21 protein-coding genes are annotated in these 24,593 nt (G+C 45.2%); 16 read left to right on the top strand and 5 right to left on the bottom strand.

The annotated features are described in order from the left end of the window. Complete coding sequence (locus tag ACODJP_RS04675; RefSeq protein ID WP_422478999.1) at positions 1-1,482, top strand: alpha-amylase; 1,482 nt, start codon at positions 1-3, stop codon at positions 1,480-1,482. Between the two features lie 18 nt (positions 1,483-1,500). Here the strand turns inward: ACODJP_RS04675 and thpR are convergent, their stop codons facing one another. The 4 genes from thpR to ACODJP_RS04655 are packed head-to-tail and all read right to left on the bottom strand — an operon-like array spanning position 1,501 to position 5,835. Beyond that, positions 1,501-2,043, bottom strand: a complete 543-nt coding sequence (gene thpR, locus ACODJP_RS04670; protein WP_422478997.1) for an RNA 2',3'-cyclic phosphodiesterase — start codon at positions 2,041-2,043, stop codon at positions 1,501-1,503. A gap of 27 nt (positions 2,044-2,070) precedes the next feature. Next, positions 2,071-3,096 carry a hydroxyacid dehydrogenase gene (locus ACODJP_RS04665; RefSeq protein WP_422478995.1) on the bottom strand — a complete coding sequence of 342 codons (1,026 nt, stop codon included), beginning with the start codon at positions 3,094-3,096 and terminating at the stop codon, positions 2,071-2,073. A 35-nt stretch (positions 3,097-3,131) separates the two neighbouring features. Further along, entirely contained in the window at positions 3,132-4,643 is a 1,512-nt protein-coding gene (locus tag ACODJP_RS04660) for an FGGY-family carbohydrate kinase (protein ID WP_422478993.1), read from the bottom strand. A gap of 1 nt (position 4,644) precedes the next feature. Next, positions 4,645-5,835, bottom strand: a complete 1,191-nt coding sequence (locus tag ACODJP_RS04655) for a M24 family metallopeptidase (RefSeq protein WP_422478991.1) — start codon at positions 5,833-5,835, stop codon at positions 4,645-4,647. A 149-nt stretch (positions 5,836-5,984) separates the two neighbouring features. Here ACODJP_RS04655 and ACODJP_RS04650 point away from each other — a divergent pair, with 149 nt between their 5' ends. The 6 genes from ACODJP_RS04650 to ACODJP_RS04625 all read left to right on the top strand — a co-directional run bounded on the left by ACODJP_RS04650 (position 5,985) and on the right by ACODJP_RS04625 (position 12,631). Then, positions 5,985-6,899, top strand: a complete 915-nt coding sequence (locus ACODJP_RS04650; protein WP_422478989.1) for a substrate-binding domain-containing protein — start codon at positions 5,985-5,987, stop codon at positions 6,897-6,899. A gap of 66 nt (positions 6,900-6,965) precedes the next feature. Then, the gene (locus tag ACODJP_RS04645) at positions 6,966-8,468 is read left to right on the top strand and encodes a sugar ABC transporter ATP-binding protein (protein ID WP_422478987.1); all 1,503 of its coding nucleotides are present in this window, start codon (positions 6,966-6,968) and stop codon (positions 8,466-8,468) included. Beyond that, the gene (locus ACODJP_RS04640) at positions 8,449-9,447 is read left to right on the top strand and encodes an ABC transporter permease (RefSeq protein ID WP_422478986.1); all 999 of its coding nucleotides are present in this window, start codon (positions 8,449-8,451) and stop codon (positions 9,445-9,447) included. The genes ACODJP_RS04645 and ACODJP_RS04640 overlap by 20 nt, the downstream gene beginning before the upstream one ends. A 26-nt stretch (positions 9,448-9,473) precedes the next feature. Further along, complete coding sequence (locus tag ACODJP_RS04635; RefSeq protein WP_422478984.1) at positions 9,474-10,685, top strand: hypothetical protein; 1,212 nt, start codon at positions 9,474-9,476, stop codon at positions 10,683-10,685. 73 nt (positions 10,686-10,758) lie between these two features. Further along, entirely contained in the window at positions 10,759-11,760 is a 1,002-nt protein-coding gene (locus ACODJP_RS04630) for a LacI family DNA-binding transcriptional regulator (RefSeq protein WP_422478982.1), read from the top strand. Between the two features lies 1 nt (position 11,761). Further along, positions 11,762-12,631: an L-ribulose-5-phosphate 3-epimerase gene (locus tag ACODJP_RS04625; RefSeq protein ID WP_422478980.1), complete on the top strand. Its 870-nt coding sequence runs from the start codon at positions 11,762-11,764 to the stop codon at positions 12,629-12,631. On the opposite strand, the gene ACODJP_RS04620 is transcribed toward ACODJP_RS04625, so the two are convergent. Beyond that, positions 12,628-13,083 (bottom strand): GyrI-like domain-containing protein, encoded by a 456-nt coding sequence (locus ACODJP_RS04620; protein ID WP_422478978.1) that lies wholly within the window; start codon positions 13,081-13,083, stop codon positions 12,628-12,630. The genes ACODJP_RS04625 and ACODJP_RS04620 overlap by 4 nt on opposite strands. Positions 13,084-13,312: 229 nt before the next feature. On the opposite strand from ACODJP_RS04620, the gene ACODJP_RS04615 reads away from it, so the two are divergent. The 9 genes from ACODJP_RS04615 to ACODJP_RS04575 all read left to right on the top strand — a co-directional run bounded on the left by ACODJP_RS04615 (position 13,313) and on the right by ACODJP_RS04575 (position 24,546). Beyond that, the gene (locus ACODJP_RS04615) at positions 13,313-14,710 is read left to right on the top strand and encodes an L-fucose/L-arabinose isomerase family protein (RefSeq protein WP_422478976.1); all 1,398 of its coding nucleotides are present in this window, start codon (positions 13,313-13,315) and stop codon (positions 14,708-14,710) included. 141 nt (positions 14,711-14,851) lie between these two features. Further along, positions 14,852-15,784, top strand: coding sequence for a sugar ABC transporter substrate-binding protein (locus ACODJP_RS04610; protein WP_422478974.1), 933 nt, complete (start codon positions 14,852-14,854; stop codon positions 15,782-15,784). 111 nt (positions 15,785-15,895) lie between these two features. Next, positions 15,896-16,849 carry an ABC transporter permease gene (locus ACODJP_RS04605; RefSeq protein ID WP_422478972.1) on the top strand — a complete coding sequence of 318 codons (954 nt, stop codon included), beginning with the start codon at positions 15,896-15,898 and terminating at the stop codon, positions 16,847-16,849. 24 nt (positions 16,850-16,873) lie between these two features. Beyond that, positions 16,874-17,860, top strand: coding sequence for an ABC transporter permease (locus ACODJP_RS04600; RefSeq protein ID WP_422478970.1), 987 nt, complete (start codon positions 16,874-16,876; stop codon positions 17,858-17,860). A gap of 11 nt (positions 17,861-17,871) precedes the next feature. Further along, positions 17,872-19,386 (top strand): sugar ABC transporter ATP-binding protein, encoded by a 1,515-nt coding sequence (locus ACODJP_RS04595; RefSeq protein WP_422478968.1) that lies wholly within the window; start codon positions 17,872-17,874, stop codon positions 19,384-19,386. A gap of 12 nt (positions 19,387-19,398) precedes the next feature. Next, positions 19,399-20,253, top strand: a complete 855-nt coding sequence (locus ACODJP_RS04590; RefSeq protein WP_422478966.1) for a glycyl-radical enzyme activating protein — start codon at positions 19,399-19,401, stop codon at positions 20,251-20,253. Positions 20,254-20,269: 16 nt separating this feature from the next. Further along, entirely contained in the window at positions 20,270-22,342 is a 2,073-nt protein-coding gene (locus ACODJP_RS04585) for a pyruvate formate lyase family protein (protein ID WP_422478964.1), read from the top strand. Between the two features lie 48 nt (positions 22,343-22,390). Continuing rightward, a complete protein-coding gene (locus tag ACODJP_RS04580) occupies positions 22,391-23,392 on the top strand; it encodes a LacI family DNA-binding transcriptional regulator (RefSeq protein ID WP_422478962.1) in 1,002 nt (333 codons plus the stop codon). A gap of 218 nt (positions 23,393-23,610) precedes the next feature. Further along, positions 23,611-24,546, top strand: coding sequence for a sugar ABC transporter substrate-binding protein (locus ACODJP_RS04575; protein ID WP_422478960.1), 936 nt, complete (start codon positions 23,611-23,613; stop codon positions 24,544-24,546). Positions 24,547-24,593 lie beyond the last annotated feature (47 nt).

Raw genomic sequence — 24,593 nt, 5'->3', positions numbered from 1 at the left:
ATGGACGAGAAGCGGGGTGTCTTGCTGCAATATTTCCATTGGTATACAGAAGCCGATGGTAGCCTCTGGACTCGTCTTGCCAAAGAAGCGAAACGATTGGCTGAATCCGGCTTTACCGCAGTATGGCTTCCCCCTGCCTATAAAGGCGCAGCGGGGGGATACGATACCGGCTATGGGGTCTACGATCTCTATGATTTGGGTGAATTTGACCAGAAGGGATCGATCCGTACTAAGTACGGGACTAAAGATGAGTATGTGCAGGCAATTGAGGTTGCCCATACGGTAGGGCTGCAAATCTATGCCGATATCGTGCTGAACCATCGCATGGGAGCCGATGCTAAAGAGGTGGTGAAGGCTACTGCGTATCCCCGAAATGACCGCAATACTCCAAAAGGAGCTCTTGAAGAGATAGAGGCTTATACCCGATTCACGTTCGATAAAAGAGCAGGCCGTTACTCCGATTTTACCTGGAGTTGGCACCATTTCGATGCAGTGGACCACAATGCCCGTAATCCAGAGGACAACGATACTATCTTCGTTTTCGAAGGAAAACAATTCGACGACTATGTCTCCGGTGAGTTCGGCAACTACGATTATCTTATGGGGGCCGATCTCGATTTTGGATCACAGGATGTTACTGATGAACTGGCAAGATGGGGTAGGTGGTATCTGGATACCACTGGAGTAGATGGATTTCGCATCGATGCTGTCAAGCATATCCCCTCCTGGTTCTTTCCCCCATGGTTAACGGATATCGATAGTCATGCAGAACATACGATGTTCTTCGTTGCTGAATACTGGGACCCCGACGTGGATGCCCTCTCTGCGTATACCGGGCATACGGAGGGGAAGATGTCCCTTTTCGATGTTCCTCTTCACTTCAAGTTCCATCAGGCAGGAATAGAGCATTGCGATTTCGACCTCTCGACCATCTTCGAGGGAACCTATGTAGAGCGCGATCCGAACCATGCGGTCACCTTCGTAGCAAACCACGACTCACAAGCTCTTCAAGCTCTCGAATCGGTGGTAGAAAGTTGGTTCAAACCTCTCGCCTATGCACTGATCCTTCTACGGAGAGAGGGCTACCCCTGCGTCTTCATAGCAGACTATGAGGGAGCTACGTATAGAGATAGGGGTAACGATGGCAACGAGTATACCATTGAAATGCCATCATTCAAGAAGGACATCGACACAATGCTCAACTACCGGAAAACCCATACGTTCGGTGAACAATACGACTATTTCGACCACAGTAATACCATAGGGTGGTCCTTTTGTGGCGATAGTGGACATCCCGATACGATGGCAGTGATTATGTCCAATGGAGAAGCGGGTGAGAAACGGATGGCAACCGGGAAACCCAATTCGGTGTTTATCGATATGCTGGTTAACTGCGATGGTGAAGTGACTACCGATGCCGACGGGTTTGCCGTATTCAGATGCTGCGCCGAATCGGTATCCCTATGGGCAACCTCCCATTGAACAGATAGTCGATGCTGATCACTTTTTCGGCAAATCCTTCCCATATATCTCGATATAGGTAAGCCGTCCATCAATCCTTGTAGACTCCATCAGACTTACCCGCTTGGCCATTGTCTGTATTGCCTTGATTGGACCTGCAAGTAGATTGCGGTCTTCACTTCGCTTTAGTCGCGTTTCTCGGGCGAGGGTTATGTGGGCAGTAAAACGGCGACTTTCGACTGGAAATCCTGCCGACCGCAGTTTTACCGCAACAGTGTGTTGCAATGCTTCCAATACGGGATTCTTGGCTACCCCCACCCACCAGATATCACTGCCATTGCGGGAGAAGAATCCTACATGATCGAGTTCAAGCTGGAAGGCAGGGATCTCAAGCGCATCGATGATTTCTTTGAAGACAGCGACATCCTCAATGGGACGCTCCCCTATAAATGCCAACGTGAGATGGAGATTGTCCCTATGGCTGAAGTTGCCGCGCCTAGCCTTTTCCTTGATCGCTTTCTGCTGCCCCGCCAAACGGTCAATAGTCAGTGTATTGAAATTGATGGCTATGAATAGTCTCATACACCTTTGCCTCGTAAGGCCAGCCAATCATTTCACCGGTTTGCTGGCCAAACGTTGTACGATCTCCGGTTGCGCTGCTTGCATACGAACGGGTGCCAGGTTCTTCATGATCAATTCTAGATCATCGACTAACATTTCCCCAATCAGATGGAACGCCTGGGGTATACCGCCGGCACGATGAGCAGATAGGATCACATCATCTACAGTACGGATGCGATGATTTTTATCACAGGGTTCGGTGGGGAATACGTCGGTAGCTGCCTTGAATTTTCCCTTGGCAACCTGATCGGTAAACTCATCGAAATCGACAATTGCTGCCCGGCTCATCAACATGACGTTGGCATTCGGACGGATCATGTCAAACTCACGTTTGCCAAGGAAACCCTGGTTCTCGTTGGTTACTCCGGCAAGTATGAATATGAAGTCATTCGTAGACAACACATCATCGAGCGATGCCGGTATGCATCTATGTTCTTTTATGACACTTTCAGGCAGCCATGGATCGTATACTTTGACAGAACATCCGAACGGTTCGAGCAATGGTCTGAGACTTCTCCCGAGTAGCCCGAAACCAATCAGACCTACCGATGCTCCAGTAAGTAATTGAGCCTTACGGTTCCCCTCTAGGACATATCGCTCGTTTCCTTGTCGGAAGCGCATATGCTCCCATGTGATGCCACGTGCCAGATCGATCGCCATGCCGAGGGCCATTTCAGCAACCGGTCTTGCATACACGGCACCGCAGTTGAGTACCCGGATATTCCGACGGAAACACTCAGCATAGTCGATGTTCTGGTAGAAATTTCCTTCGACGTTGAATATGACTCGTAGGTTGGGAGCCTTGTCCAGACGTTCTTTGGGCATGGGACTTTGGCCGATGACGGCAACCGCTTGCGGAAGCAATGCATCGAATCGATCGGGATCCATGTGTTCCTCTTCCGGTGATTCTACACGTGCAATCCTTGACAGCCGTTCCCATGTCTCCTTGGTAAAAATCCTCTCCATCGTTTGTGGGAAAGGATCTGCGATGATCACATGCTTGGTGTTTTCCATATGTTCCTCCATCGGCAGCGCCGATTATATTCTTGTCAGAAGAGCCTCCATTGGCCTTCGAGTGATTTTGCAACTGATTCATACAGGGCGAACTTATCACAATATGTATTCTGGTGACGGCTATCCGGTTCATATGTCTTTCCTACGTGGACCATATGCTGGGCAGCCTCACGCAGATCCTTGTAGGTTCCTCCGGCTACTGCACCAGCCATGGCACAACCGAGCGCTCCTAATTCGCCTGTATCGATGGTCTGTACCGGAAGGCCGAACACATCACAGAAGATCTGTGTCCAAAGGTCGGAAGCCACGACTCCTCCTGCAAGACGAATGGCTTCGGTCTTCTCCCGGTTTGCCAACAATCTATTCAGGTGGACCTTGTGTCCGAATGCGATCCCTTCAAGTACCGCCCGGATCATATGTGCTCTTGTGTGATGGCTATCTATGCCAATAAGCGAGGCCTTCGCCTGAGCATCATAGTTGGATCCGTATAGGTAGGGGAGGAATATGATGTTCTGATCTGTCGGTCCTACACCTGCTGCCAGTTCGTCGCAATAGGCATAAGGGTGTTTACCTGCTTTGGCTGCAGCTTGTCGCTCTTCGGCAAGGAATGTGTCGACGAACCAGGCATGGTTGCTAGCAGATGTTGGTGAGCTTTCTTCAATAAGATAGTAATCATCCATACAGTAGAGAGAGTTCATCATTACACTCCGACCAAGTACCGGCTTTGTGCTGATATACTCATTAATACTCCATGTCCCGGCAATAACAGCGATATTCCTCTCATCGGTAATATCCATGGCGATTGCACAGGCATCGATATCGAACATGCCTCCCGCAACGGGAGTCCCTTTTGGGATGCCAGTTAACTCAGAAGCGGCCTTTGTGACTGTTCCACACAACTCTGCAGATCCCACAAGCGGGGGTAATGCATCCGAGAGGTGTCGGATTCCGAAATCGGCCAAAAGATCGTCATCAAAGCTCTTTGTGGCACAATTGAGCAGATTGCTTCCCGAATAATCGGTGATTTCGGCACTCGCGGTTCCAGTGAGACGGAAGCGGATGTAATCTTTCACCTCGAAAATCCATTTTACCTTGTCCAGTCGTCCGTCTTCATGATCCATAATCCAATTAAGCAGAGAGACGGGCTGGCATGCTAGGATGCTCTGATACGTCTTCTTGAAGACTTTGTCTGCAGTTCCATCCTGAGCCCACTTCTGTGGATACTCCCAGGCACGAGTGTCGGTGGATATGATACCATTGCCACACGGTTTGTCATCCTTTCCCCATAGGTAGAGTCCTTTACCATGTCCGGTACAGGCTACGGCGCCAATCTGCTCTGGCTTGATTCCGCTTTTTGCTATGGTTTTCGCAATCACCGAGGCGGTCACCTGCCATAACTCTTCCATATCTCGTTCAGTAAATCCTGCTTGCAATGTGATCATCCGCACGCCAGCGGAGGCTTGCGCGATCTGCTTGCCCGTCTCATCGAATAACGCAGCCTTGCTTACGGTTCCGCCGTTATCTACCCCAAGAAAGTATTTTTTCATGCTACTGGTCTCCATTTGTGATGATCGTCGGAAGTCTGAGTTTCCCATTATTCCATATCACTTCATCATAATATTGTTTTTGTTTGGGGTCATTCGCACACCAGGTGAACTCATCCAAGATGAGTGGTGATCCTTCGACCTGCACAATGCCTTGCAGTTCGAATTTCAGAAATTCGAGTATATCGACAGGATTGACCGAAAACTGTGTAAGGGGAAGAATTGGCCGATTGCCGTCTGGTCCAATGACGAAATCGCGGTTACCTAATGGACTCAGGGGGCCTCCAGCGTGATGTAGGTAGGCAGACTGTTCGAACCCCGGTAGTCCGTGTTTGTTTGCCGTCTCTGCGAATAGTGGTCCTAAGGATCTATGAAGATCTTTTTCGATTGCTCCACTACGGAATTGGTCTGCATAGGCTAGCGTAGCCTTCTGAAGAGCACTATGAACCTGCTGCTCCCTATCCGTTGGGGCACTTCCAATTTTCACGAGTTGTGTAGCTGAGTGGAATATATCGAAATACCGGGCGCCTATGGCAATCTTAATTATTGCTCCTTCTTGTACGACCGAATCGTCTTCAATGACTGGGTGAAGATGCTTTTTCATTGACGAGAGTCCGAGCATGACAAGGTTCAATTCGATATGTCGTTCGTGGTAGGCCTGGTAGACAAGAGTTCGCAATTCCCATCCAGTCATACCGGCACGAATAGACTTAGCGATCGATAGAAGTGCCTGACGTGATTCGCAAACCAACCATGAAAGCTTATCCATCTGGTTGCCTTCAAGCCCTTGTGCAAGGGGAGATACGACTGCCCGTTCGATCTCAGTATAATTTTCCCACTTCGGAGAGATGAGACTCTGATCTGAGAAGTCACATGATGAACCACCGTATGAGGCTTGGATTCCACAATCATTCCATGGTCCTGCTTCAATAATATCCTCTACACGGGCTGATTCCCATGGGTCACTGAAGAATTCGATCGATACCGGAGTACTCTTTGTATGCACGACAGCCTGGACGGTCGTTGAGGCATTCGCGTTGATATCTACGACTTGATGTCGTTTGCCGGTAAGCCAACGCATGGCACCCTCCGAGCAGAGGTACATCGCAGTACCGCGATACTTTTCTACCACTTTTCCCAAGTGTTCAATCTTGGCGCAAAATTCTACCTTTGTAATCGATGGGGGGCGGTTCATGGCTATCTCCTTCCTTCTCAACGTTAGGGCGGAAATCGGGATCTGTCAAGAAAAATGGAGACGAAATCGTTTGCGCAAACGATTTCATGCTTGACAACACGAAAAATTGTGGTAGGCTTTCAGTACATCAATAAAAGGAGAGGTGTAGTATGAAAAAAATTATTGTGCTTTTAATGGTTCTGGTTCTTCTCGGATCCTCGCTCTTTGCAGCAGGTCAAACCGAGGCTGCCGACGATGGCAAAATCACCATCGGTATGACAGTTCCCGGCTTGCAGTTCCCGTTCTTCGTAACCATGTTCGATGAGGCTGTGGCTTATGCTGAGGAACTCGGTATTGAGCTGATCACCCACGATGCACAGAACCAGTCATCGGTTCAGATGGCAGCGGTTGAAAACTTCATTGCCCAGAAGGTCGATGGAATTTTGATCTCCCCGCTGACAACCGATTCTCTCGTTCCCGCTATCGAGGCAGCAGTTGCCGCTGGTATCCCTGTCGCTACAGTCGATAGGAAAGCCAATACTGACAAGGTCATTGTCCATGTCGGTGCCGACAACGTAGAAGGTGGACGCGCAGCGGCCCGTTTCATCATTGAGGAGTTGGGCAACAAGGGTACGGTCATCCAGTTGGAAGGAACCCCGGGAGCTTCCGCAGCACTCGATCGTAAGGCCGGTTTTGACGAAGTAATCAACAAGTCGAATGTCAAGGTTCTCGTAAGCCAGGAAGCTGACTTTAACCGCGCGAAAGCCCAGACCGTTATGGAAAACCTTATGCAGGTCTATGCTAACTTCGACGCAGTTTTCGGAGCAAACGATGAGATGATCATTGGTGCTGTAGAAGCTATGCAGGCTGCAGGAATCGATCCTGCCTCCAAGGTCACCATTGGATTCGATGCAACAACCGATGCTTTCTCCTACATGGAAGAAGGCAAGCTCGATGCAACAATCGACCAGTTCCCCGGCCGTCAGGCAAGTAGAGCTCTCGATGTCTTGGTCGAGTACATCAAGACCGGTACAAAGCCTGCCAACGCAGTCGAGTACATCAATCCCCTTCCGGTCACCGAATAATTTTCGCCGATCGCATCCATGGAGCTGGGAAACCAGCTCCATGGACTATTGAATGAGGAGACCTCCATGGAACCACTACTGAAAATGACAGGCATCTCCAAATCGTTTCCGGGTGTACGTGCCCTTTCCGATGTAAGCTTCGATCTCATGAAAGGGGAGTTGCACGCACTGGTAGGGGAGAACGGCGCCGGTAAATCGACGTTGATGAAAATCCTTTCCGGGCTCTATAAAGCCGATGAAGGGGATCTTTATCTGCGGGGAGAAAAAATAACGAATACCGGGCTCAATGAGATGATCCATCATGGTATCGGTGTCATCTACCAGGAATTGAATCTTATTCCCTATCTTTCTGTTTCGGAGAATATTTTTCTCGGACGTGAACCGAGGACTGCTTTCGGCACCATAGACTGGCCTAAGATGCATGCTATGACGAAGGAAGTCCTGGCGCCCTTTAAGCTCAATATCAAACCACAACAGAAGGTAAAGGCGCTTGGAGCGGCTTATCAGCAGATTATTGAAATCGCAAAGGCATTGTCACTCAAGGCGGAGATCCTAGTTATGGATGAACCGACTGCCGCCCTTACCGGTAATGAAGTCGATCGCTTGTTCGATACGATAAAGGAACTGAAAGAGCAGGGTGTCTCAATTATCTATATTTCTCATCGCCTTGAAGAGGTTCACCTTTTGGCAGACCGTATCACGATCCTTCGTGACGGACAGCGTGTCATCACCAAGAACCGTGGAGATATGGACAATGATGAAATGATCAAATACATGGTCGGACGTGTATTGGAAGAACAGTATCCACAATATGACAGTCAACCAGGAGATGTCGTGTTGGAGGTAAAGAATCTTACGAAGCATGGCATATGTGAACAGGTATCGTTTCAGGCAAGGGCAGGGGAGATCCTGGGTTTTGTAGGATTGGTCGGTGCAGGACGCACCGAGATTATGCAAACGATCTACGGGTACCGGAAGAAGGATTCCGGGGAAATCCTTTTGGACGGTAAGCCGGTAACAATTAAAAATTGTCAGGACGCCGTGCTCAAGGGAATTGGTCTGATCCCCGAAGAACGTAAACAACAAGGTTTGGTACTTGGCATGTCGGTGTTCGACAATGCAGCATTGAGTGTGCTCGACCTCTATTCGACCTTAGGAGTCCTCCATCGGAAAAAGATAACCGAAGAGGTCAATACGATGATCGATGGCATGAATATCAAGACCCCGTCGGTTCGTCAGCTCGTGGTCAATCTATCGGGTGGAAACCAGCAGAAGGTGGTCTTGGCGAAATGGTTTATCAGACATTGTAAGGTCTATATCTTCGATGAGCCGACCAGAGGAATCGACGTCGGTGCGAAAGTAGAGATTTATCGTCTCATGCAGAACCTCGCAAAACGGGGTGCCGCTGTTATCATGATCTCATCGGAATTGCCCGAAGTCATGAATATTAGCGATAAGATTGCTGTCGTGTTCGAAGGTAAAGTCGTCAAGCAGTTCAATAAAGGTGAGTTGAATGAAGAGCAGGTGATGGAATACTCTCTCGGCCTGCATGAGAAACGCATGGCATGAGTGCAGGAGAAAAGGAGCATTGGGAATAATTATGGGAAATAAAATTGATTACAAGCAATTGTTGAAGAACAACGGCATACTCATCGTCTTCTTTCTGATCATTGTAGGATTGTCCATCTTGTCGCCCTACTTCATGACGATGAACAATATCCTGAACATTATCCGTCAGACATCGATTTATGGGATTATTGCTGTAGGTATGACGTTCGTTATTCTTACCGGAGGCATAGACCTTTCGGTAGGTTCCATCCTTGCCTTGTCTGGGGCTGTAGCTGCCGGGTTGATGAAAAACCAGGAGGTGGCTCCATTGGTCGCAGCATTGGCTGCCATCCTAGTCGGAGCGGGAATTGGATTGATAAATGGGCTTTTGGTGACCATGGGGAAAATCGCTCCATTCGTAGTGACTCTCGGTATGGTGACAATCGCGCGTGGTCTTACGCTGATCTATACTAAGGGATATCCTATTAGTGGGTTTGGTGAGGGATTCAGGCAGCTTGGTGGTGGCTATTTCCTCGGGATTCCTATACCGGTAATCGTGTTCATTGTAATGGTAGCGTTGGCTTGGTTTATCCTAAATCATACTCGATTGGGACGCTATACCTATGCCATCGGAGGCAATGAAGAGACGGTTAAGCTTTCCGGTATCAATGTAAAGTTCTACAAATCCATGGTCTATGTGATTGTAGGAATCATGTCCAGTCTGAGTGCCCTGATTTTAACTGCACGGTTGAATTCCGCCGAAGCTGTTGCTGGTCAAGGATACGAGTTAGACGTTATCGCTGCAGTTGTCATTGGTGGAACGAGTCTCTCTGGTGGACGAGGAAGTATCATCGGTACTCTTATCGGTGCACTTTTAATCGGCACGATAAATAATGGTATGAATCTTCTGGGCATTTCACCCTATTTCCAACAGGTGGTGAAGGGCGCATTAATAATCGGTGCGGTCATCTTAGACCGTATGCGCGATGAAACGAATTAAAAAATTCAATAATAATGGAGTTGAATATGAATAAGAATCTAATTCACGCAGCTTTCGAACAGGGCAAAGGTATCTTTCGATTGGCTCCCAACTGGGTTCCACGCTCATTCTGTGTACCCGGTAGACGGATAAAACTGCATCCGGACGACTATTATGCGTTGGGAATGAATCGTGGAGGAATTGACGAGCGTTGGTTCAGCTCCACCACTCCAGCGGACAATGGTCCCCTTACCGGCGAATTCGAGGGATTGAGCTTCTGTGTCTATGAGGACAAAGGAGAGACAAAGCAATTCCTTCTTAGAGATGCTGTCGATGAGCTAAAGGGTGCTTTGATTGGCGAGCGATTGTGGAATACCTATGGCAAGTGGCCTATGTTCTCCAAATTCTTCGACAATAAGGGTCCTTTGCCTCACCATATCCACCATAGAGACGAACATGCCTCGAAGATCGGTATGATGGGCAAGCCTGAGGCTTACTATTTTCCTCCCCAGTTGAATAATCATGGAGGAGATTTCCCCTATACGTTCTTCGGTTTGCAACCTGGTGTCACCAAGGAGCAGGTCAAGGAGACTTTGATGGCGTTCACCAAGGGTGATAACAAGATCACTGACCTCTCCACAGCCTATCGTCTCGTACCTGGTACTGGTTGGGATGTTCCTCCTGGTGTTCTCCATGCTCCGGGAAGTCTCTGCACCTACGAACCGCAGATGGCCTCCGATGTATTTGCCATGTACCAGTCCTTGGTTAACGATGCTGTTATAGAAGAGGATCTCTTGTGGAAGAATACCCCAAAGGACAAAGTCGGAGACTTCGACTACCTCGTAGATGTCATCGATTGGGAATTGAACGTCGATCCTCTCTTCGCGGAACATCATTTCATGGCTCCTAAACCTGTTCATCCTGTTGAAGAAATGCACGCAATGGGTTATGAAGAGAACTGGGTAGTCTATCGCTCGGCTGCTTTCAGTGCTAAGGAGCTTACCGTTTATCCAGGTTCCTCGGTCACCATTACCGACAACGCCGCTTATGGTATGTATGTCGTGCAGGGACATGGTACTTTCGGAACTTGGGATATTGAAAGTCCGGCATTGATTCGGTTCGGTCAATTGACCTACGATGAGTATTTTGTCAGTGAGGATGCTGCGAAGGCTGGCGTACGGATTGTTAATCCTTCGAAGTCTGATCCCATTGTCATACTCAAGCACTTCGGCGCAGGCAATCCGGATCTTAAACTGTAATGACAATTGGTCTTTCACGTGGGGAATGGGGTGTTATCTCCATCCTCATGAAGACCAAGGGTAGGTATTGTACATGACGTCACTTAAGGATGTTGCCGCTCTGGCTGGTGTTTCTCCTTCAACAGTATCACGGGTAATCAACGGTACGATGTACGTAACCGATGAGACCAGGAAGCGGGTTGAAGAGGCTATCGCTTCGGTAAATTACCGTCCGAATCTGCTGGCACAGGGACTACGTCTTAAGGCGACACGAAATATTGGGCTACTGGTTCCCGAAATTGCCCATCCATCGTTCAACCTCGTGATCAAATATATTGAGGAGAGCGCCTTCAAACGAGGGTTGAATCTCCTCATCTTCAATACTCACAACAATTATGGTCGCGAGGCCTTTGCCATGGATATGTTGCTTCGGCAAAGGATCAATGGAATTATCTTCTCCCGTGTTTCGGATGAGAGTCATGTGATTAATATGTCCCGATCGTCCAACACTCCTATGGTTGTTATTGACCGTTCATTGCACAATGAGAATATTCCCAATGTCATCTTGGACAATTATGAGGCAGGTGTCATTGCTGCTGAGCATCTGGTGGCATGCGGTTGCAAGAAATTTGCTACTATTACTGGTTCCTTTAAGATTGGACTCTCCCGTGAGCGATACCAGGGGTTCTGCGATACGTTGGAGAAGCACGGTCTTAGTTTGGATCGACGTCTGGTACATGAAGGAGATTTCGATTTTGAGAATGGGGTGCGGGGTGTCCAGCAGTTTTTGAAAGAGGGATTGGAATTTGATGCTTTGTGGGGACAAAACGATATGATAGCAGCTGGAGCTATATCTACACTGTTCCGTCATGGGATACGTGTCCCTGAGGATGTATCAGTAATGGGTATGGATGATGTGCAGTTCGCCCATATGTATTATCCTTCAATCTCTACCATAGCTCAGCCGTACAAAGAGATGTGTGAGAAGGCTGTAGAATTCATCGACAAGTTGACTACAGGCGAGGATATCGATCAATTCCATATGTCCTATGCACCGAAACTAATCATACGTGAATCTACAAGACAGGAGTTATGACGTGCACATTGCCGACTTGCGTTTGGGTATTTATGAGAAGGCTTTACCACACGACCTAAATTGGTCAGAGAGGCTCTCTTTAGCCAAAGATTTGGGATTCCAGTTTGTAGAAATCTCGGTTGATGAGACCGATGAACGTCTTTCGCGTCTTTCCTGGACTGCGCAACAACGATTACAGTTGGTGCGCGCAATCTCCGAAACCGGTATACAGGTACCGAGTATGTGTCTCAGTGGGCACCGTCGATATCCTCTGGGAAGCAAGGATCCAGTCGTCCGTGGGAAGGCTCTCCAGCTCATGGAGCAGGCAATCCTCTTTGCTGTAGATGTAGGAATCAGAGTAATTCAAGTCGCCGCTTACGATGAATACTACGCTCCTTCGGATGCTGAAACGGACGCACTGTTTCGCCAATCTTTTGCTCTGTGCGAACAGATGGCGAGAAAGTATCAGGTTATGTTGTCCTTCGAGATCATGGATACCCCATATTTCAATTCAATCGATACATTCATGGCGATGAAACGGGAATTCTCCTCCTGTTGGACGAGCGTCTATCCCGATGTGGGTAATCTCTCGGCTTGGGGCAATGATTTGGCTCAACAGCTACAGAGGGGTATTGATTGGATAACTGCTATCCATCTCAAGGATACGATTGCAGTACGTGATGATAAACCGGGAGTGTTTAAGGAGATTCCTTTCGGAGAGGGGTGTGTCGATTTCCAGCTCGTTTTCAAGACATTGGACACCTTAGATTACCGTGGTCCTTTCCTTATTGAGATGTGGACTGGAAAGGAAACGTATCCCGAGCAAGCGATCCGTGATGCACGATCTTTCATCCTTGAACACATGCTAAGTAGTGGTTTTCTGAAGAATTAGACGAGAAATGCTACTTGGGTAACCAATTCGGATTCTGGTACCTCGGCCGGATCATTCAGGTAAAACTCATAAACAATTCCAGTTGGATTGATTCCGTGTTCTTTCATCCACTGTGTTGCGGCTGTATAGCCATGGCCCATCTCTTTGTATGGACCTTTGTGCGTGAAGTGGACCCACTTGCCAGGGGGGATTTGCTCTGCATTGATGTCCCCATAGCCAGGATACTCGACATCGCAAGCGAATCCCATCTCTACATCGAGGTTATGCATATCCATGTTGTAATAGGCTACGTACGGTTTACCCGGTTCCTTGACACCCAGCTCTTTCAGGTAGGAAGCGATGGTTTCATAGGCTGCCTTGATTTCCAGGGGAAGGTGTTCCGCAGTTACCGTTTTCCGTATGGACAATGCCGGTAAAGAATCCCTTTCGACCAGTTCAATCTTGTATTCCATATTCTGCTCCTCCTACGTAATTGTACCATGGCACGGAGTGCAGTCAATTATTAGTTTAACAGTGGAAAAAAACTTAAAAATTTACATAATAGATAATTATATGTAAAGTGAAAGTATTGGATAAAATTTTCTTGACATATGGAGAAAGTAGTGTGATAGTTACATTAACGATAATGTAATAAGATTTGGTACATACCTAGATCGAAGGTAATGTGCGGGAGGTTGCTCCATGAGTGATAGATTGCGGCTTGCAGTTTTTTTCGGAAATCGAGGTTTTTTTCCAGGTGAAGTTGTTGCTTCAGCACGCAAAGAGATGAGTCTGGCGATTGAGAAGGCGGGATTCACTCCTTTGCTAATGGACGCATCACTCACTAGATTTGGAGCTATAGAGACTATTGAGGAAGCCAAAAAATTCGCTTTATTCTTGCAAGACGAGAAACCTGATGGAATCGTAATTTGTCTTCCAAACTTTGGGGATGAGAGTGCAGCAGCAATAGCCTGCCAAGATGCAGGAGTTCCTATTCTAATCCAAGCATATCCTGATGTTGTAGGGGAGATGGATTTTGCCCACAGAAGGGATGCTTTCTGTGGAAAGCTTTCGATAATGGATGTTTTTAGACAATATCAGATACCTTTCACTATTGATATTCCACATGTGGTGCATCCTTTAGATGCGCGCTTCATCCAACAATTGAAGGATTTTGGAGGTGTCTGTAGAGTAGTAAATGGGATGAAAAGGTGTACCCTAGGTGCCATTGGAGCAAGAACAAGTGCTTTCAAAACAGTGCGTTATGACGAAATTGCTTTACAGAAATATGGTATTACAGTTGAGACCATAGATATGAGTGACGTTCTTTTCCGTGTAGAAAAGATTACAGATAATTCAGCGATAGAGCAGGAGATCAAGGCCATAAAGAATTTTACTGATTGTTCTAATGTGCCTGAACAGTCTTTGGAAAAGATGGCTCGATTACGATTAGTGATAGATCAATATAGGTCAGAATTAAATCTTGATATGATGGCTATCCGTTGCTGGAATGAGCTGGAAGTCCTATACGGGTGTGCTCCTTGCGCAGTTGTTGGCATGTTTGGAGATATGGGGATTCCTGTGGCATGCGAAGTCGACGTTTGTAATGCAATCATGATGTATGCATTGAGATTAGCGACAGACACCCCTTCCACACTACTTGATTGGAATAATAATTCGAGTGAAGATCCAGATTCTTGCATCTTGTTCCATTGTGGACCCGTCCCTAGCCAAATGCTTACTGATAAAGGGAAGATGGTCGAACATCCCATGTTTGCAAAGAGCTATGGACCTGGTTGTGGATGGGGTCCTGTCGAAGGAAGATTGAAACCAGGACAGTTTACCTTTGGAAGTAGCAAGACTGAAGATGGCGAATTCGTGACATATTTCGGCAGTGGAGAAATGCTCGATGAAGAGATTGAGAAGGCATACTTCGGTGCGTGTGGGATTGTCACCATAGAGAATCTCCAACAAAAGCTGGTAGCAATCGGCCGAAATGGATTCAGACATCATGTGGCTATCTCCTATGGGAATGTTGCTCATGTACTGAAAGAGGCATTTGAGACCTATCTAGGATATACAATCGTTAATCTTGATTGAACATTTGGTATCTGCTAGATAGGGTAGTTATGACGAGGTTTGTTTGTTTTCTAACATTAACGATAATGTAATTAAACCATCCGGTTTAATCATAGAGAAGCACCCTGGGATTTTTTTTCTGGGGATGTAAAGGAGGAAATGATGAGAAAAATCATCACTGTCACATTGGTTCTGGTAATGAGCTTCTGTCTATTTGCCCAAGGTGGATCCGAAACTGCGGATCGTCCTGAGATTGCATTTAGCTTGAAGACAATCACAAACGATGCTTTCCAGAAAGCAATTGCCGACTCCGTCGAAGCGGCTGCAGAAGCTGCAGGAGCAAAATTCACTTTGGTCACCGCTGGACAGCAGACTGCAGTCTCGACTCAAGTGAGTCAGGTGGAAGACCTGATTGCGAAGGGTGTCGATGGTATTGTGCTCTCACCTATGGATTCGAAGGCAGTCATCCCTGTGTTGAAGAAAGCCAAGGAAGCAGGTATTCCCGTAGTTCTCGTAGACCAGACTATCGAAGCCGGTAATGAAGATCTCTATATCAGTTATATTGGAACAGATAACTTCAATGCTGGTAAGGTCGCGGGAGAAACCATGGCTGAAGTTCTCGGAGGAAAAGGAAATGTCTTGATTGTCCGGGGAGCAAATGGTAGTTCAGCTGGTGACGATCGTGTTGATGGTTTCAAAGCTGGTATCGAAGGGACAAGCATGGTCGTGGTCGGTGAACAACCAGGAAACTGGGCGAATGACAGAGCCATGCAGGTTACTGAAAACATGCTGCAGGGTAATAGTGACATCCAAGGATTATTCACAGCAAGTGATGTCATGCTCAATGGAATACTTACCGCTCTTGATAATGCAGGAAAGAAGAACGTGACTATCCTTTCGGTTGATGGTTCCGATGATGTCAAGGAAATGATCAAGGATGGAGAGGTCTATGGTTCCATGGCACAGTTCCCGGATGTGATGGGTTCAAAGGCAATCGAATTGCTCATGGGTTCTATCGAAGGAACTCTTGACATGGCATCGGTACCCAAATACATCGACAGCGGTACAATTTGTATCACTAAAGATCAACTTTAATTCCCTTGTAGGGTATTTATCCTAAACGTTAGGTCAGCCGGAAATTCGTGCCGACAGATGAGCCCAAACCGGCTGACCATGACAAATCTTGCTTTTTTGGAGAGAACCTGTATGAAACCCGTGAAAATCGGAAAGAAACATATCGTCTATGGTCTCATTGTACTGGCTTTTATTGTTATAAGTTCCTTTATCCCTGGGTTTCTATCTATCCGGAACATCATGAACATAATACGCCAGAGTTCGATTATCGCTATCTGTGCATGCGGAATGACAATGGTGATCATTATCAAAGGAATCGATTTGTCGGTTACCGGTGTTCTGAGTTTTTGTGCCATGGTCAACGGATTGCTGCTCATGCAAGGATGGCCTATTCCTCTCGCAATGCTAGCGGGACTTCTCGCTGGAACTACATTGGGAGTTTTCAATGGGTTCATGGTAGATAAGTTGGGAATTCCTGCCTTCATCACCACCCTTGTCGTAGGTAATGTCGGTGGGGGATTGGCTCTACTTCTCAACAGTGGTAGGTCGATCGGAGGGTTCCCGGATGCCTATGTATTCATGGGAAATGGTACGATCCTTGGAATCCCTGTTTCGAACTATATCATGGCGTTCTTTGTGATCGCGACTACAATCATAATGGCTAAGACCCGTCTTGGGATCTACATCTATGCGATGGGAGGCAATGAGACGGTTGTGAAGCAACAAGGTATAAGCACAACCGCAATCAATTTTTTTGTCTATGGTTTCTCTGGGTTCTGTATTGCAATGGCTGGAATTCTCTTGTCGGGACAGTTGGACACAGTCCATCCCACACAAGGAGAACCTTACCAATTGGACGCTATCGCTGCATGCGTAATTGGGGGAGTCAGTATGCTCGGAGGAGAAGGCAAAGTCTATCTTTCTCTCGTAGGAGCTCTCATTATCGGTGTACAGAGAAATATGCTGAATTTGTTGGGAATCCATCCATTCTATCAGAATATTTTTGTGGGTATCATTATCATTGCCATAGTTGCAGTGAATATCTATAAAAAGAATCGGACAATAGAATTAAGCAAAGTTTTTTAGACCAGAAGCAAAAGGACCATAGATATGAGCACTGTTGAAAAAAGTATAGCAGAAAATTCATTTAACGTTGTAGACAGCTTGAGGAAGTTCATCAAGACAAAAGGTAGTGTAGTTATCTTCCTAATATTATGGGTGTTGGCATCTTTATTCGTCGACAACTTTTTCTCCTTAGATAATATGCTGTTGATTGTCAAACAAGCCGCAATACCTACTATTGCATGTCTTGGAATCACTGTAGTGCTCATGACAGGCGGGATTGATCTCTCCCTTGGTTATACTTTGGGGCTATGTTCAATCTCAGTAGGCCTGTTTATCAAGTCAATGGGATTACCAATTTGGTTATCGATCGTGCTGACTCTTTGCATAGGTCTTGCTGTTGGTTTGTTTAATGGGGTATTGGTTCAATATGTCCGGGTTCCTGCTTTCATAACAACACTTGGAAGTGGATACATTATTTTTGGACTCGCACAGATCATAAGCAGTGGCTCAGATATCAATAGATTGCCTGATTCCTTCAGATGTATAGGAGTGACTGAGCTCGGAGGACTCAACACAACAGTTCTTATATCGTTCATTATTTGTCTGATTATGTATTACGTACTCCATCACTCAACATTTGGGCGAGCTCTGAGTGCTTTTGGTTACAATCATCAAGCAGCACGTATGAGTGGAATAAAAACCGAACGGATCAATGTTATGGTCTATATGATCAGTAGCTTCCTTGTTGCGATAGCAGCCATATTGTTGACTATTCGAGTCAACTGTGCCCAGCCGACGATGGGTGGAGGTGTCTATACCTTTGAGGTTATTACTGGAGCAATTATCGGTGGAGCGAGTCTTTTTGGTGGCGTAGGTACAGTGATTGGAAGTGTCTTCGGTATTCTTATTGTGAAGGTAATTGAGAATTGCATCAACTTGCTGAATGTATCTTATTATACCTACCAAGCATTCCAGGGAATCGTAATTCTGCTGGCAATCATCTTCGAGAATGTGAAGAACAGAAAGCTATAGTGGAGGGACGTATGAAGAAAAAGATTCTGGAAATGCAATCGATCACCAAATTTATATTTGATGCGTTTGGGCAGCCTGTCCGTGGTAGTAATGTACGAATACTCGACTCTGTGGATTTTGATGTCAACGAGGCTGAAGTGCATGTCTTGATAGGCGAAAATGGTGCGGGGAAATCGACACTCATGAAAATTTTGGGCGGTATTATTCCTCCAGATAACGGTACGATGAAATTGGACGGACAAGATGTCCATTTCTCTGGGCCTCGTGAGTCACTTCATCATGGTATTGGATTCATTCACCAAGAGCTGAATCTATGTCTCAATCTCGATGTTGCGGAAAATATTTTTCTCGGTAGAGAGAAAGGGGGGAGACTGTTCATAAACAAACCTGAGATGTATGAAAAGAGTAGCGAGATGCTTAAAAGATTAGGTTTTGACATTGATCCCCATACATTGGTACGAGATCTATCTACCGCACAACAGCAAATAGTTGAGATTGTAAAAGTCCTTTCCTACGAATGTCGGATCATCATAATGGATGAACCGACTGCCAGTTTAACTTCCAATGAAATCGACAAGTTGTTTGAAATCATAAGAGATCTGCAAAAACGAGGAATCAGTATCATTTACATCTCACACCGTTTTGAGGAATTGAAAGAAATCGGTGATCGTATCACAGTCCTTAGGGACGGGAAATATATTGGTACAATAGATATTGCAGACTTTAATTATGACAATATCATAAAAATGATGGTGGGTAGAAAACTGGGTGCAATGTTCCAAAGTTCCCATATACCCACCAATGAACCGATTCTCCAGATAGAGAATCTTAAAATAGCAGCACACACAGATCCCATAGATCTCCATGTAAATCGAGGCGAGGTGGTCGGATTGAGCGGTCTGGTAGGCTCTGGCAGGACCGAATTGGCAAAGTCGATTTTTGGAAGTCGAACATACTACGGTGGAAAAATCATATATGACGATGAGATTATCGAAAATGAGCATCCTTCGCGGCTTATTTCAAAAGGACTTGTATATCTTTCTGAAGATCGGAAACTTGAAGGATTGGTGTTGGAGATGTCCATCGCCAGTAATGTTACTTTAGCGTCACTTCCCCGTATGTACCCCAAGACAAGAATCAGTAAGACTAAGGAACGTCAGGTGACGGCAAGGAGTGTCAAAAGTTTGAATATTGTTTCGAACTCTCTTGATCAGCTTTGTAATACCCTTAGTGGGGGGAATCAACAGAAAGTAGTATTGGCAAAGTGGTTACTTACAGAACCAAAGGTCCTCATTCTCGATGAGCCAACTAGAGGTATTGATGTAAATGCAAAGAGTGAGATTTACCGGATTATCGATAGGCTGGCAAGTGAAGGAGTCGGAATTCTTATGATTAGTTCCGAATTGCCGGAGATTATTGGAATGAGTGATCGTGTCTATGTGATGCGAAATGGTGCAATTTCTGCTGAAATAACCGATAGAAGAGATTTTACTCAAGAAAAATTATTGTCTTTTACTCTAGGTTGAGAAGGAGCTTCTATGCGGGGTTTGCTGTTTGATATCAAAGAGATGGCAGTTTACGATGGACCTGGTATCCGCACAACGGTTTTCCTGAAAGGTTGTCCTCTTCGTTGCTCATGGTGCCATAACCCTGAAGGTATCTCTCCCCATCCGCAGCTAATGGTAAGTAAAGCTTCGTGTATCGATTGTGGAGCTTGTATTGAAATATGTCCCACTGATGCTGTTCCTTCATCGTGTATTGCTTGTGGTGCCTGTATAGATGTATGTCCATTACATATAAGAAAGATTGCAGGAGAGTGGTGGGAATCTAGTGATCTTGCGAAGGAATTGTTGAAGAATCGTTCGATTCTTGAGAGTAATGGCGGTGGTATAACCTTTTCTGGAGGTGAACCTCTTCTGCAATCTGAATTTGTCTTGGAAGTAGTAGCTCAGTTGGAAGGCTTGCACTGTGCGATAGAAACGAGTGGTTTTGCTTCCGAATCCATATTCAGGAAAGTCGTTGACGAAATGGATTATGTCATCATGGATATCAAAGTAGTTGATACAACCCTGCATACAATGTATTGTGGACAGGAAAATGAAATCATTTTAAAAAATCTGGAGTATCTTAAATGTGCTCAAGTTCCTTTCAGAATTAGGATCCCTGTGATTCCAGGAGTAAACGATAGTTCAGAGAATTTTAACGCAACAGCGGATCTATTGGAAAATGTAGAACATCTGGAGAAGGTTGAATTGTTGCCATACCAAAAGACCGCGGGTGCGAAGTATGAGATGTTATCAAGACCTTATGAACCTGGTTTTAATGTTGAAAAGAAACCTCATATGGATATTGAAATTTTTTTGGCGAGGGGAATTCCTTGCTCGATAGCTTGATTGAAAGGTGGTGGATATGAACGAATATATTGCGGATTTGAGAAAATTTTTTATAACTGACAAAACCCATCACAAATTACGACAATCTGGTGATCCCTCATCGAATTTCACCTTATCCATCAAAAATAAGGATCTATCGGACACCGTTAGAGCATATCACCGTTTTAAATGGATGCTCGAAAATGAGAAGCCAATTGTTTTTCCAAAAGAAAAGATAGCAATTATCAGAACGCTGAAAGCAGTTCCTGAAATATTTACGGAGAACGAATGGTCAGATATCAAGAAATCACACAGAATCCATGAACAAGGAAAAGTCTGTAATATCAATCCAAATTATATGTCTCTGATAAATATGGGGACAGATGCAAAACGTGCGGAGATCGTTCGTTCGATCGGAGAACATGAAAAAATCGGAGATATTGAGGGAGTAAAATATCTGAGGATCCTTGAAAAAGTTTTGGATACTCTGGACGCTTTTGCAGATCGTTATAAGCAAGAGGCTGAGAGGGTTGGAAATGGTATTGTTGCCGATTCATTTTCAATAATTCCTCGAAAAAAACCACAAACTTTTCTCCAGGCTTTGCAGTTTTTCAGACTCATCCATTTCGGGTTATGGGCAAGTTTCAATTATCACAACACAATTGGTCGATTTGATCAGTATATGTACCCATACTATGAGGAGGATGTCAAAACGGGGTTGTTGAATGAAGAAACTTCGTTGGAATTGTTGCAAGAGTTTTTCATCTCTTTCAACAAGGATAGTGATCTATATCCCGGTATGCAACAAGGTGATAATGGACAAAGCATCATGCTTGGAGGTGTCGATGTAGACGGAAATGATGTATTCAATCCACTGTCAAAGTTATGTATGCAGGCAAGTCTTGAATTGAAACTGATTGATCCTAAAATTAATCTTCGAGTACATAAGAAGACTCCTTTATCACTTTACGAATTGGGAACCCAGATGACCAAACAAGGGTTGGGATTTCCCCAATATTCCAATGATGATGTGGTGATCAAGGCGCTCGAACGGTGGGGATATGACCATGAAGATGCCGTCAACTATGTGGTTGCAGCCTGTTGGGAGTTCATAATTCCAAATGTAGCGATGGATATTGTGAATATTGATGCGTTGTCATTTCTCCATAGTGTTACGGAATCTCTGCCATCTCTTTTCAGTTGTGATACTTTTGAGGACTTCTTGGAACAAGTAAGAATAAAATTATTTGCACAAGCCTCGCAGATTTGTGCAAATACCAACGGTATCTACATGGAGCCAGCGCCACTAATGTCAATATTGATGGATGGGTGTATTGAAAGAGCGAAGGATATACGTGACGGCTCAAAGTATAATAACTATGGTGTGCATGGGACGGGGTTATCCTCTGCCGCCGATTCTCTTGCTGCGATTAAAAAATATGTTTTTGAAGATAAGAAAATCGATAAGGCTGATCTCTTACATGCTCTGGATGCAGATTTCAAAGGATATGAGAAAATGTTGTCTATGCTGAGATACGAATCCCCTAAGATGGGTAATGATGACGATTATGTTGATAGTCTTGCATCTATCCTGTTGGATTGGTTTGCAGACGCCATGGAGGGGCACCGAAATGATCGCGGTGGTATCTTCAGATCTGGTACCGGATCTGCCATGTATTATCTATGGCATGGATCAGAATTGGGAGCTACACCAGATGGACGAAGAAAAGGCGAAGAGTTTGCCTGTAATTTCTCACCGTCCTTGTTCGCCCGGACAAAAGGTCCCATCTCCCTTATTAAAAGTTTCTCGAAAGCGCACCTGGATCGAGTGGCGAATGGGGGACCGTTAACTATCGAGTTGCATGATACCATGTTCAGGAATGCCGACAGCATCCAAAAGGTTGCCGGGTTGGTTAAAACTTACATGGAGATCGGGGGAATTCAGATGCAGCTCAATGGTGTAAATAGGGAAACCATGTTGGAAGCCCAGAAGCATCCTGAGAAATATCGTAATCTCATTGTACGCGTTTGGGGATGGAGTGGCTATTTTGTGGAATTAGATAAAGCTTATCAAGATCACATCATAAAACGGATGGAACTGGACATGTGATTATCCGATAGGATACTCTTCTTATTGAAATCATTTTGGGAGATGACTTTGAGCAAATCGGGAAAGGCGCGACGCGTTACGATGAAGGATATCGCTGAAGCTACAGGCTACACAGTCAATACGGTTAGCCATGCGCTCAAAGATTTGCGGGATATTTCCGAAGAAACAAAGAAGATTATTCGTGAGAAAGCACAAGAGATGGGCTATTTAACCAATCTCGTTGCTGTGTCTATGAGGTCTGGAAAAACCAAGACCCTGGCGATCATTATACCAGATATTGCCAACCCCTATTTTGCTACCAAGGTCAAGGAAATGGACGCCTTGCTTAGGGAGAATGGCTACTCGTCAATTATCATCAATACCGATGAAAATAGTGAATTTGAGTTTGAAGCAGTGAGAACAGCGATTAGCAGGAAAGTAGATGGAATCATCATTTGTCCAACACAGAAAAGAACCGATGTTTTCGACTTGATTATCGCTAACTCAATTCCCTATGTTGTGCTGGGTAGAAAATTCCCTGGCCGTCTATTCTATTCTGTTGTTTGGGATGATGTGCGGGCTGGTTATCTAGCTACGGAACATTTGATTAGTCAAGGGAAAAGAAGGATTCTCTATTTGAATGGCCCGGCGCATATATCATCTTCTAATGATCGCTTGGCTGGGTACAAGTTGTGTCTTGAAAAACATGGAATACCTTACGATGAAGCTTTGGTCATTGAAGCGGATATCGTAGAGACTCTTGGATGCAATTGTATCTATTCTATTCTGGAGAAGCAGGTTGTCTTCGATGCGATTTTTGCATTTTCAGATTTTATCGCATTTGCGGCTATCGACACTCTTCAAATACTTAAAATGGATGTTCCTATAGTTGGAGTAGATGATATTCTCTCTGACTTAAACTTGCCTATTAGATTATCTTCGGTAGGCGTAAGAAAAGATATCGAAGCACATGCAATTATTAAAATGCTTTTCGAGCAAATGAAGTCAACTTCGACTTCAGCACCACATATTGTTGTAATCGAAACATTCCTTCTCGATCGAGATAACTGAAAAATCCTCCCATACATCACAATTTCACGACTATCTCGCAAAATTGAAAAATCTTCTTGCATTTCAAAAATGTAGTGTTATAATAACATATAAAACGAATCGATTCGTTTTAAGATAAATGTATATGATAGATAATGATGTATAAAAATATAAGTAGCGATACGTATTTAAAGTAAATTTTAGCGTATGCTAAAAGAACATAAAGGGAGGATTAGAAAATGAAAGTAAAAAGATTTTTCGTAGTTCTGTGTATCCTTGCAATGGTGACAGGGATGTTGTTTGCAAGTGGAGCAAAAGAGCAAACCAAGAAAATCGCATTGGTACCCCCTGCGATGATATCTCCGTACTATGCATCGGTGATCAGCGGTGCTCAAGAAGCTGTCGATCGTTTGGGTTATGAGTTGGTTACTTTGGCACCTGAGTCTGAGTCTGATTACATTGCACAAGTCCAGATTGTAGAGGATTTGATTATCCAAGGTGTAGATGGTTTGATTCTTTGTGCAATCAATAGCGATGCCATCGTATCTGCAGTAAAGAAAGCGAATGATGCAGACATACCAGTCGTGATGTTCAATACACAAAATGAATTGGCTGACGGAGTTGTAACATCCTACGTAAGGTATGACCAGTATGAAGGTGGAGCTAAGGTTTGTGATTTTGTGGCAGAATACTTTGATGGTACTGCAAAGGCAGCTATCATCGAAGGATTGCCCTCGGATCACACAACGGAAAGAAAAGGTGGATTCTCAGACCGCACTGCCGCAAAGTACCCCGGGATTACTATCGTAGCCTCTCAGCCTGGTGACTGGGAACGTGAAAAGGGTATGAATGCTGCCTCCAATATGTTACAGGCTAATCCTGCCATTGATGTATTCTTCGCTCTTTCCGATGAGATGGGATTGGGTGCTGTCAGAGCAATTGAAGAAGCTGGATCCGATGCAAAAGTCGTAAGTTTCGATGGAAATCCGAATGCTGTCGAAAGTGTTATTGCTGGGAAGATGCTCTCAACTTTATCAATTGGTGGAGTAGAGACTGGAGTGAAGACTATCGAAGCAATGGATAAGATCCTGAATGGTGAATCTGTGGACAAGATAATCAATGTAGAGACTACCGTTGTCACTAAGGAAAATGCTCAGCAGTTCTTGCCTAAGTAAACATTGTTGTACGTAATGACTCAGGAGGTCTCTAAGACCTCCTGAGT

This window comes from Pleomorphochaeta sp. DL1XJH-081 (assembly GCF_049310885.1).
Classification (GTDB): domain Bacteria; phylum Spirochaetota; class Spirochaetia; order Sphaerochaetales; family Sphaerochaetaceae; genus CAYZJV01.
The sequence above is the reverse complement of the archived record's forward strand: the minus strand, read 5'-3'. Positions and strand labels throughout refer to the sequence as shown.

Excerpts from the sequence above, each read along its gene's own strand:
- ACODJP_RS04675 (WP_422478999.1), top strand. The coding sequence starts at position 1 with ATGGACGAGAAGCGGGGTGTCTTGCTGCAATATTTCCATTGGTATACA.
- thpR (WP_422478997.1), bottom strand. The coding sequence starts at position 2,043 with ATGAGACTATTCATAGCCATCAATTTCAATACACTGACTATTGACCGT.
- ACODJP_RS04665 (WP_422478995.1), bottom strand. The coding sequence starts at position 3,096 with ATGGAAAACACCAAGCATGTGATCATCGCAGATCCTTTCCCACAAACG.
- ACODJP_RS04660 (WP_422478993.1), bottom strand. The coding sequence starts at position 4,643 with ATGAAAAAATACTTTCTTGGGGTAGATAACGGCGGAACCGTAAGCAAG.
- ACODJP_RS04655 (WP_422478991.1), bottom strand. The coding sequence starts at position 5,835 with ATGAACCGCCCCCCATCGATTACAAAGGTAGAATTTTGCGCCAAGATT.
- ACODJP_RS04650 (WP_422478989.1), top strand. The coding sequence starts at position 5,985 with ATGAAAAAAATTATTGTGCTTTTAATGGTTCTGGTTCTTCTCGGATCC.
- ACODJP_RS04645 (WP_422478987.1), top strand. The coding sequence starts at position 6,966 with ATGGAACCACTACTGAAAATGACAGGCATCTCCAAATCGTTTCCGGGT.
- ACODJP_RS04640 (WP_422478986.1), top strand. The coding sequence starts at position 8,449 with ATGAGAAACGCATGGCATGAGTGCAGGAGAAAAGGAGCATTGGGAATA.
- ACODJP_RS04635 (WP_422478984.1), top strand. The coding sequence starts at position 9,474 with ATGAATAAGAATCTAATTCACGCAGCTTTCGAACAGGGCAAAGGTATC.
- ACODJP_RS04630 (WP_422478982.1), top strand. The coding sequence starts at position 10,759 with ATGACGTCACTTAAGGATGTTGCCGCTCTGGCTGGTGTTTCTCCTTCA.
- ACODJP_RS04620 (WP_422478978.1), bottom strand. The coding sequence starts at position 13,083 with ATGGAATACAAGATTGAACTGGTCGAAAGGGATTCTTTACCGGCATTG.
- ACODJP_RS04615 (WP_422478976.1), top strand. The coding sequence starts at position 13,313 with ATGAGTGATAGATTGCGGCTTGCAGTTTTTTTCGGAAATCGAGGTTTT.
- ACODJP_RS04610 (WP_422478974.1), top strand. The coding sequence starts at position 14,852 with ATGAGAAAAATCATCACTGTCACATTGGTTCTGGTAATGAGCTTCTGT.
- ACODJP_RS04605 (WP_422478972.1), top strand. The coding sequence starts at position 15,896 with ATGAAACCCGTGAAAATCGGAAAGAAACATATCGTCTATGGTCTCATT.
- ACODJP_RS04600 (WP_422478970.1), top strand. The coding sequence starts at position 16,874 with ATGAGCACTGTTGAAAAAAGTATAGCAGAAAATTCATTTAACGTTGTA.
- ACODJP_RS04595 (WP_422478968.1), top strand. The coding sequence starts at position 17,872 with ATGAAGAAAAAGATTCTGGAAATGCAATCGATCACCAAATTTATATTT.
- ACODJP_RS04590 (WP_422478966.1), top strand. The coding sequence starts at position 19,399 with ATGCGGGGTTTGCTGTTTGATATCAAAGAGATGGCAGTTTACGATGGA.
- ACODJP_RS04585 (WP_422478964.1), top strand. The coding sequence starts at position 20,270 with ATGAACGAATATATTGCGGATTTGAGAAAATTTTTTATAACTGACAAA.
- ACODJP_RS04575 (WP_422478960.1), top strand. The coding sequence starts at position 23,611 with ATGAAAGTAAAAAGATTTTTCGTAGTTCTGTGTATCCTTGCAATGGTG.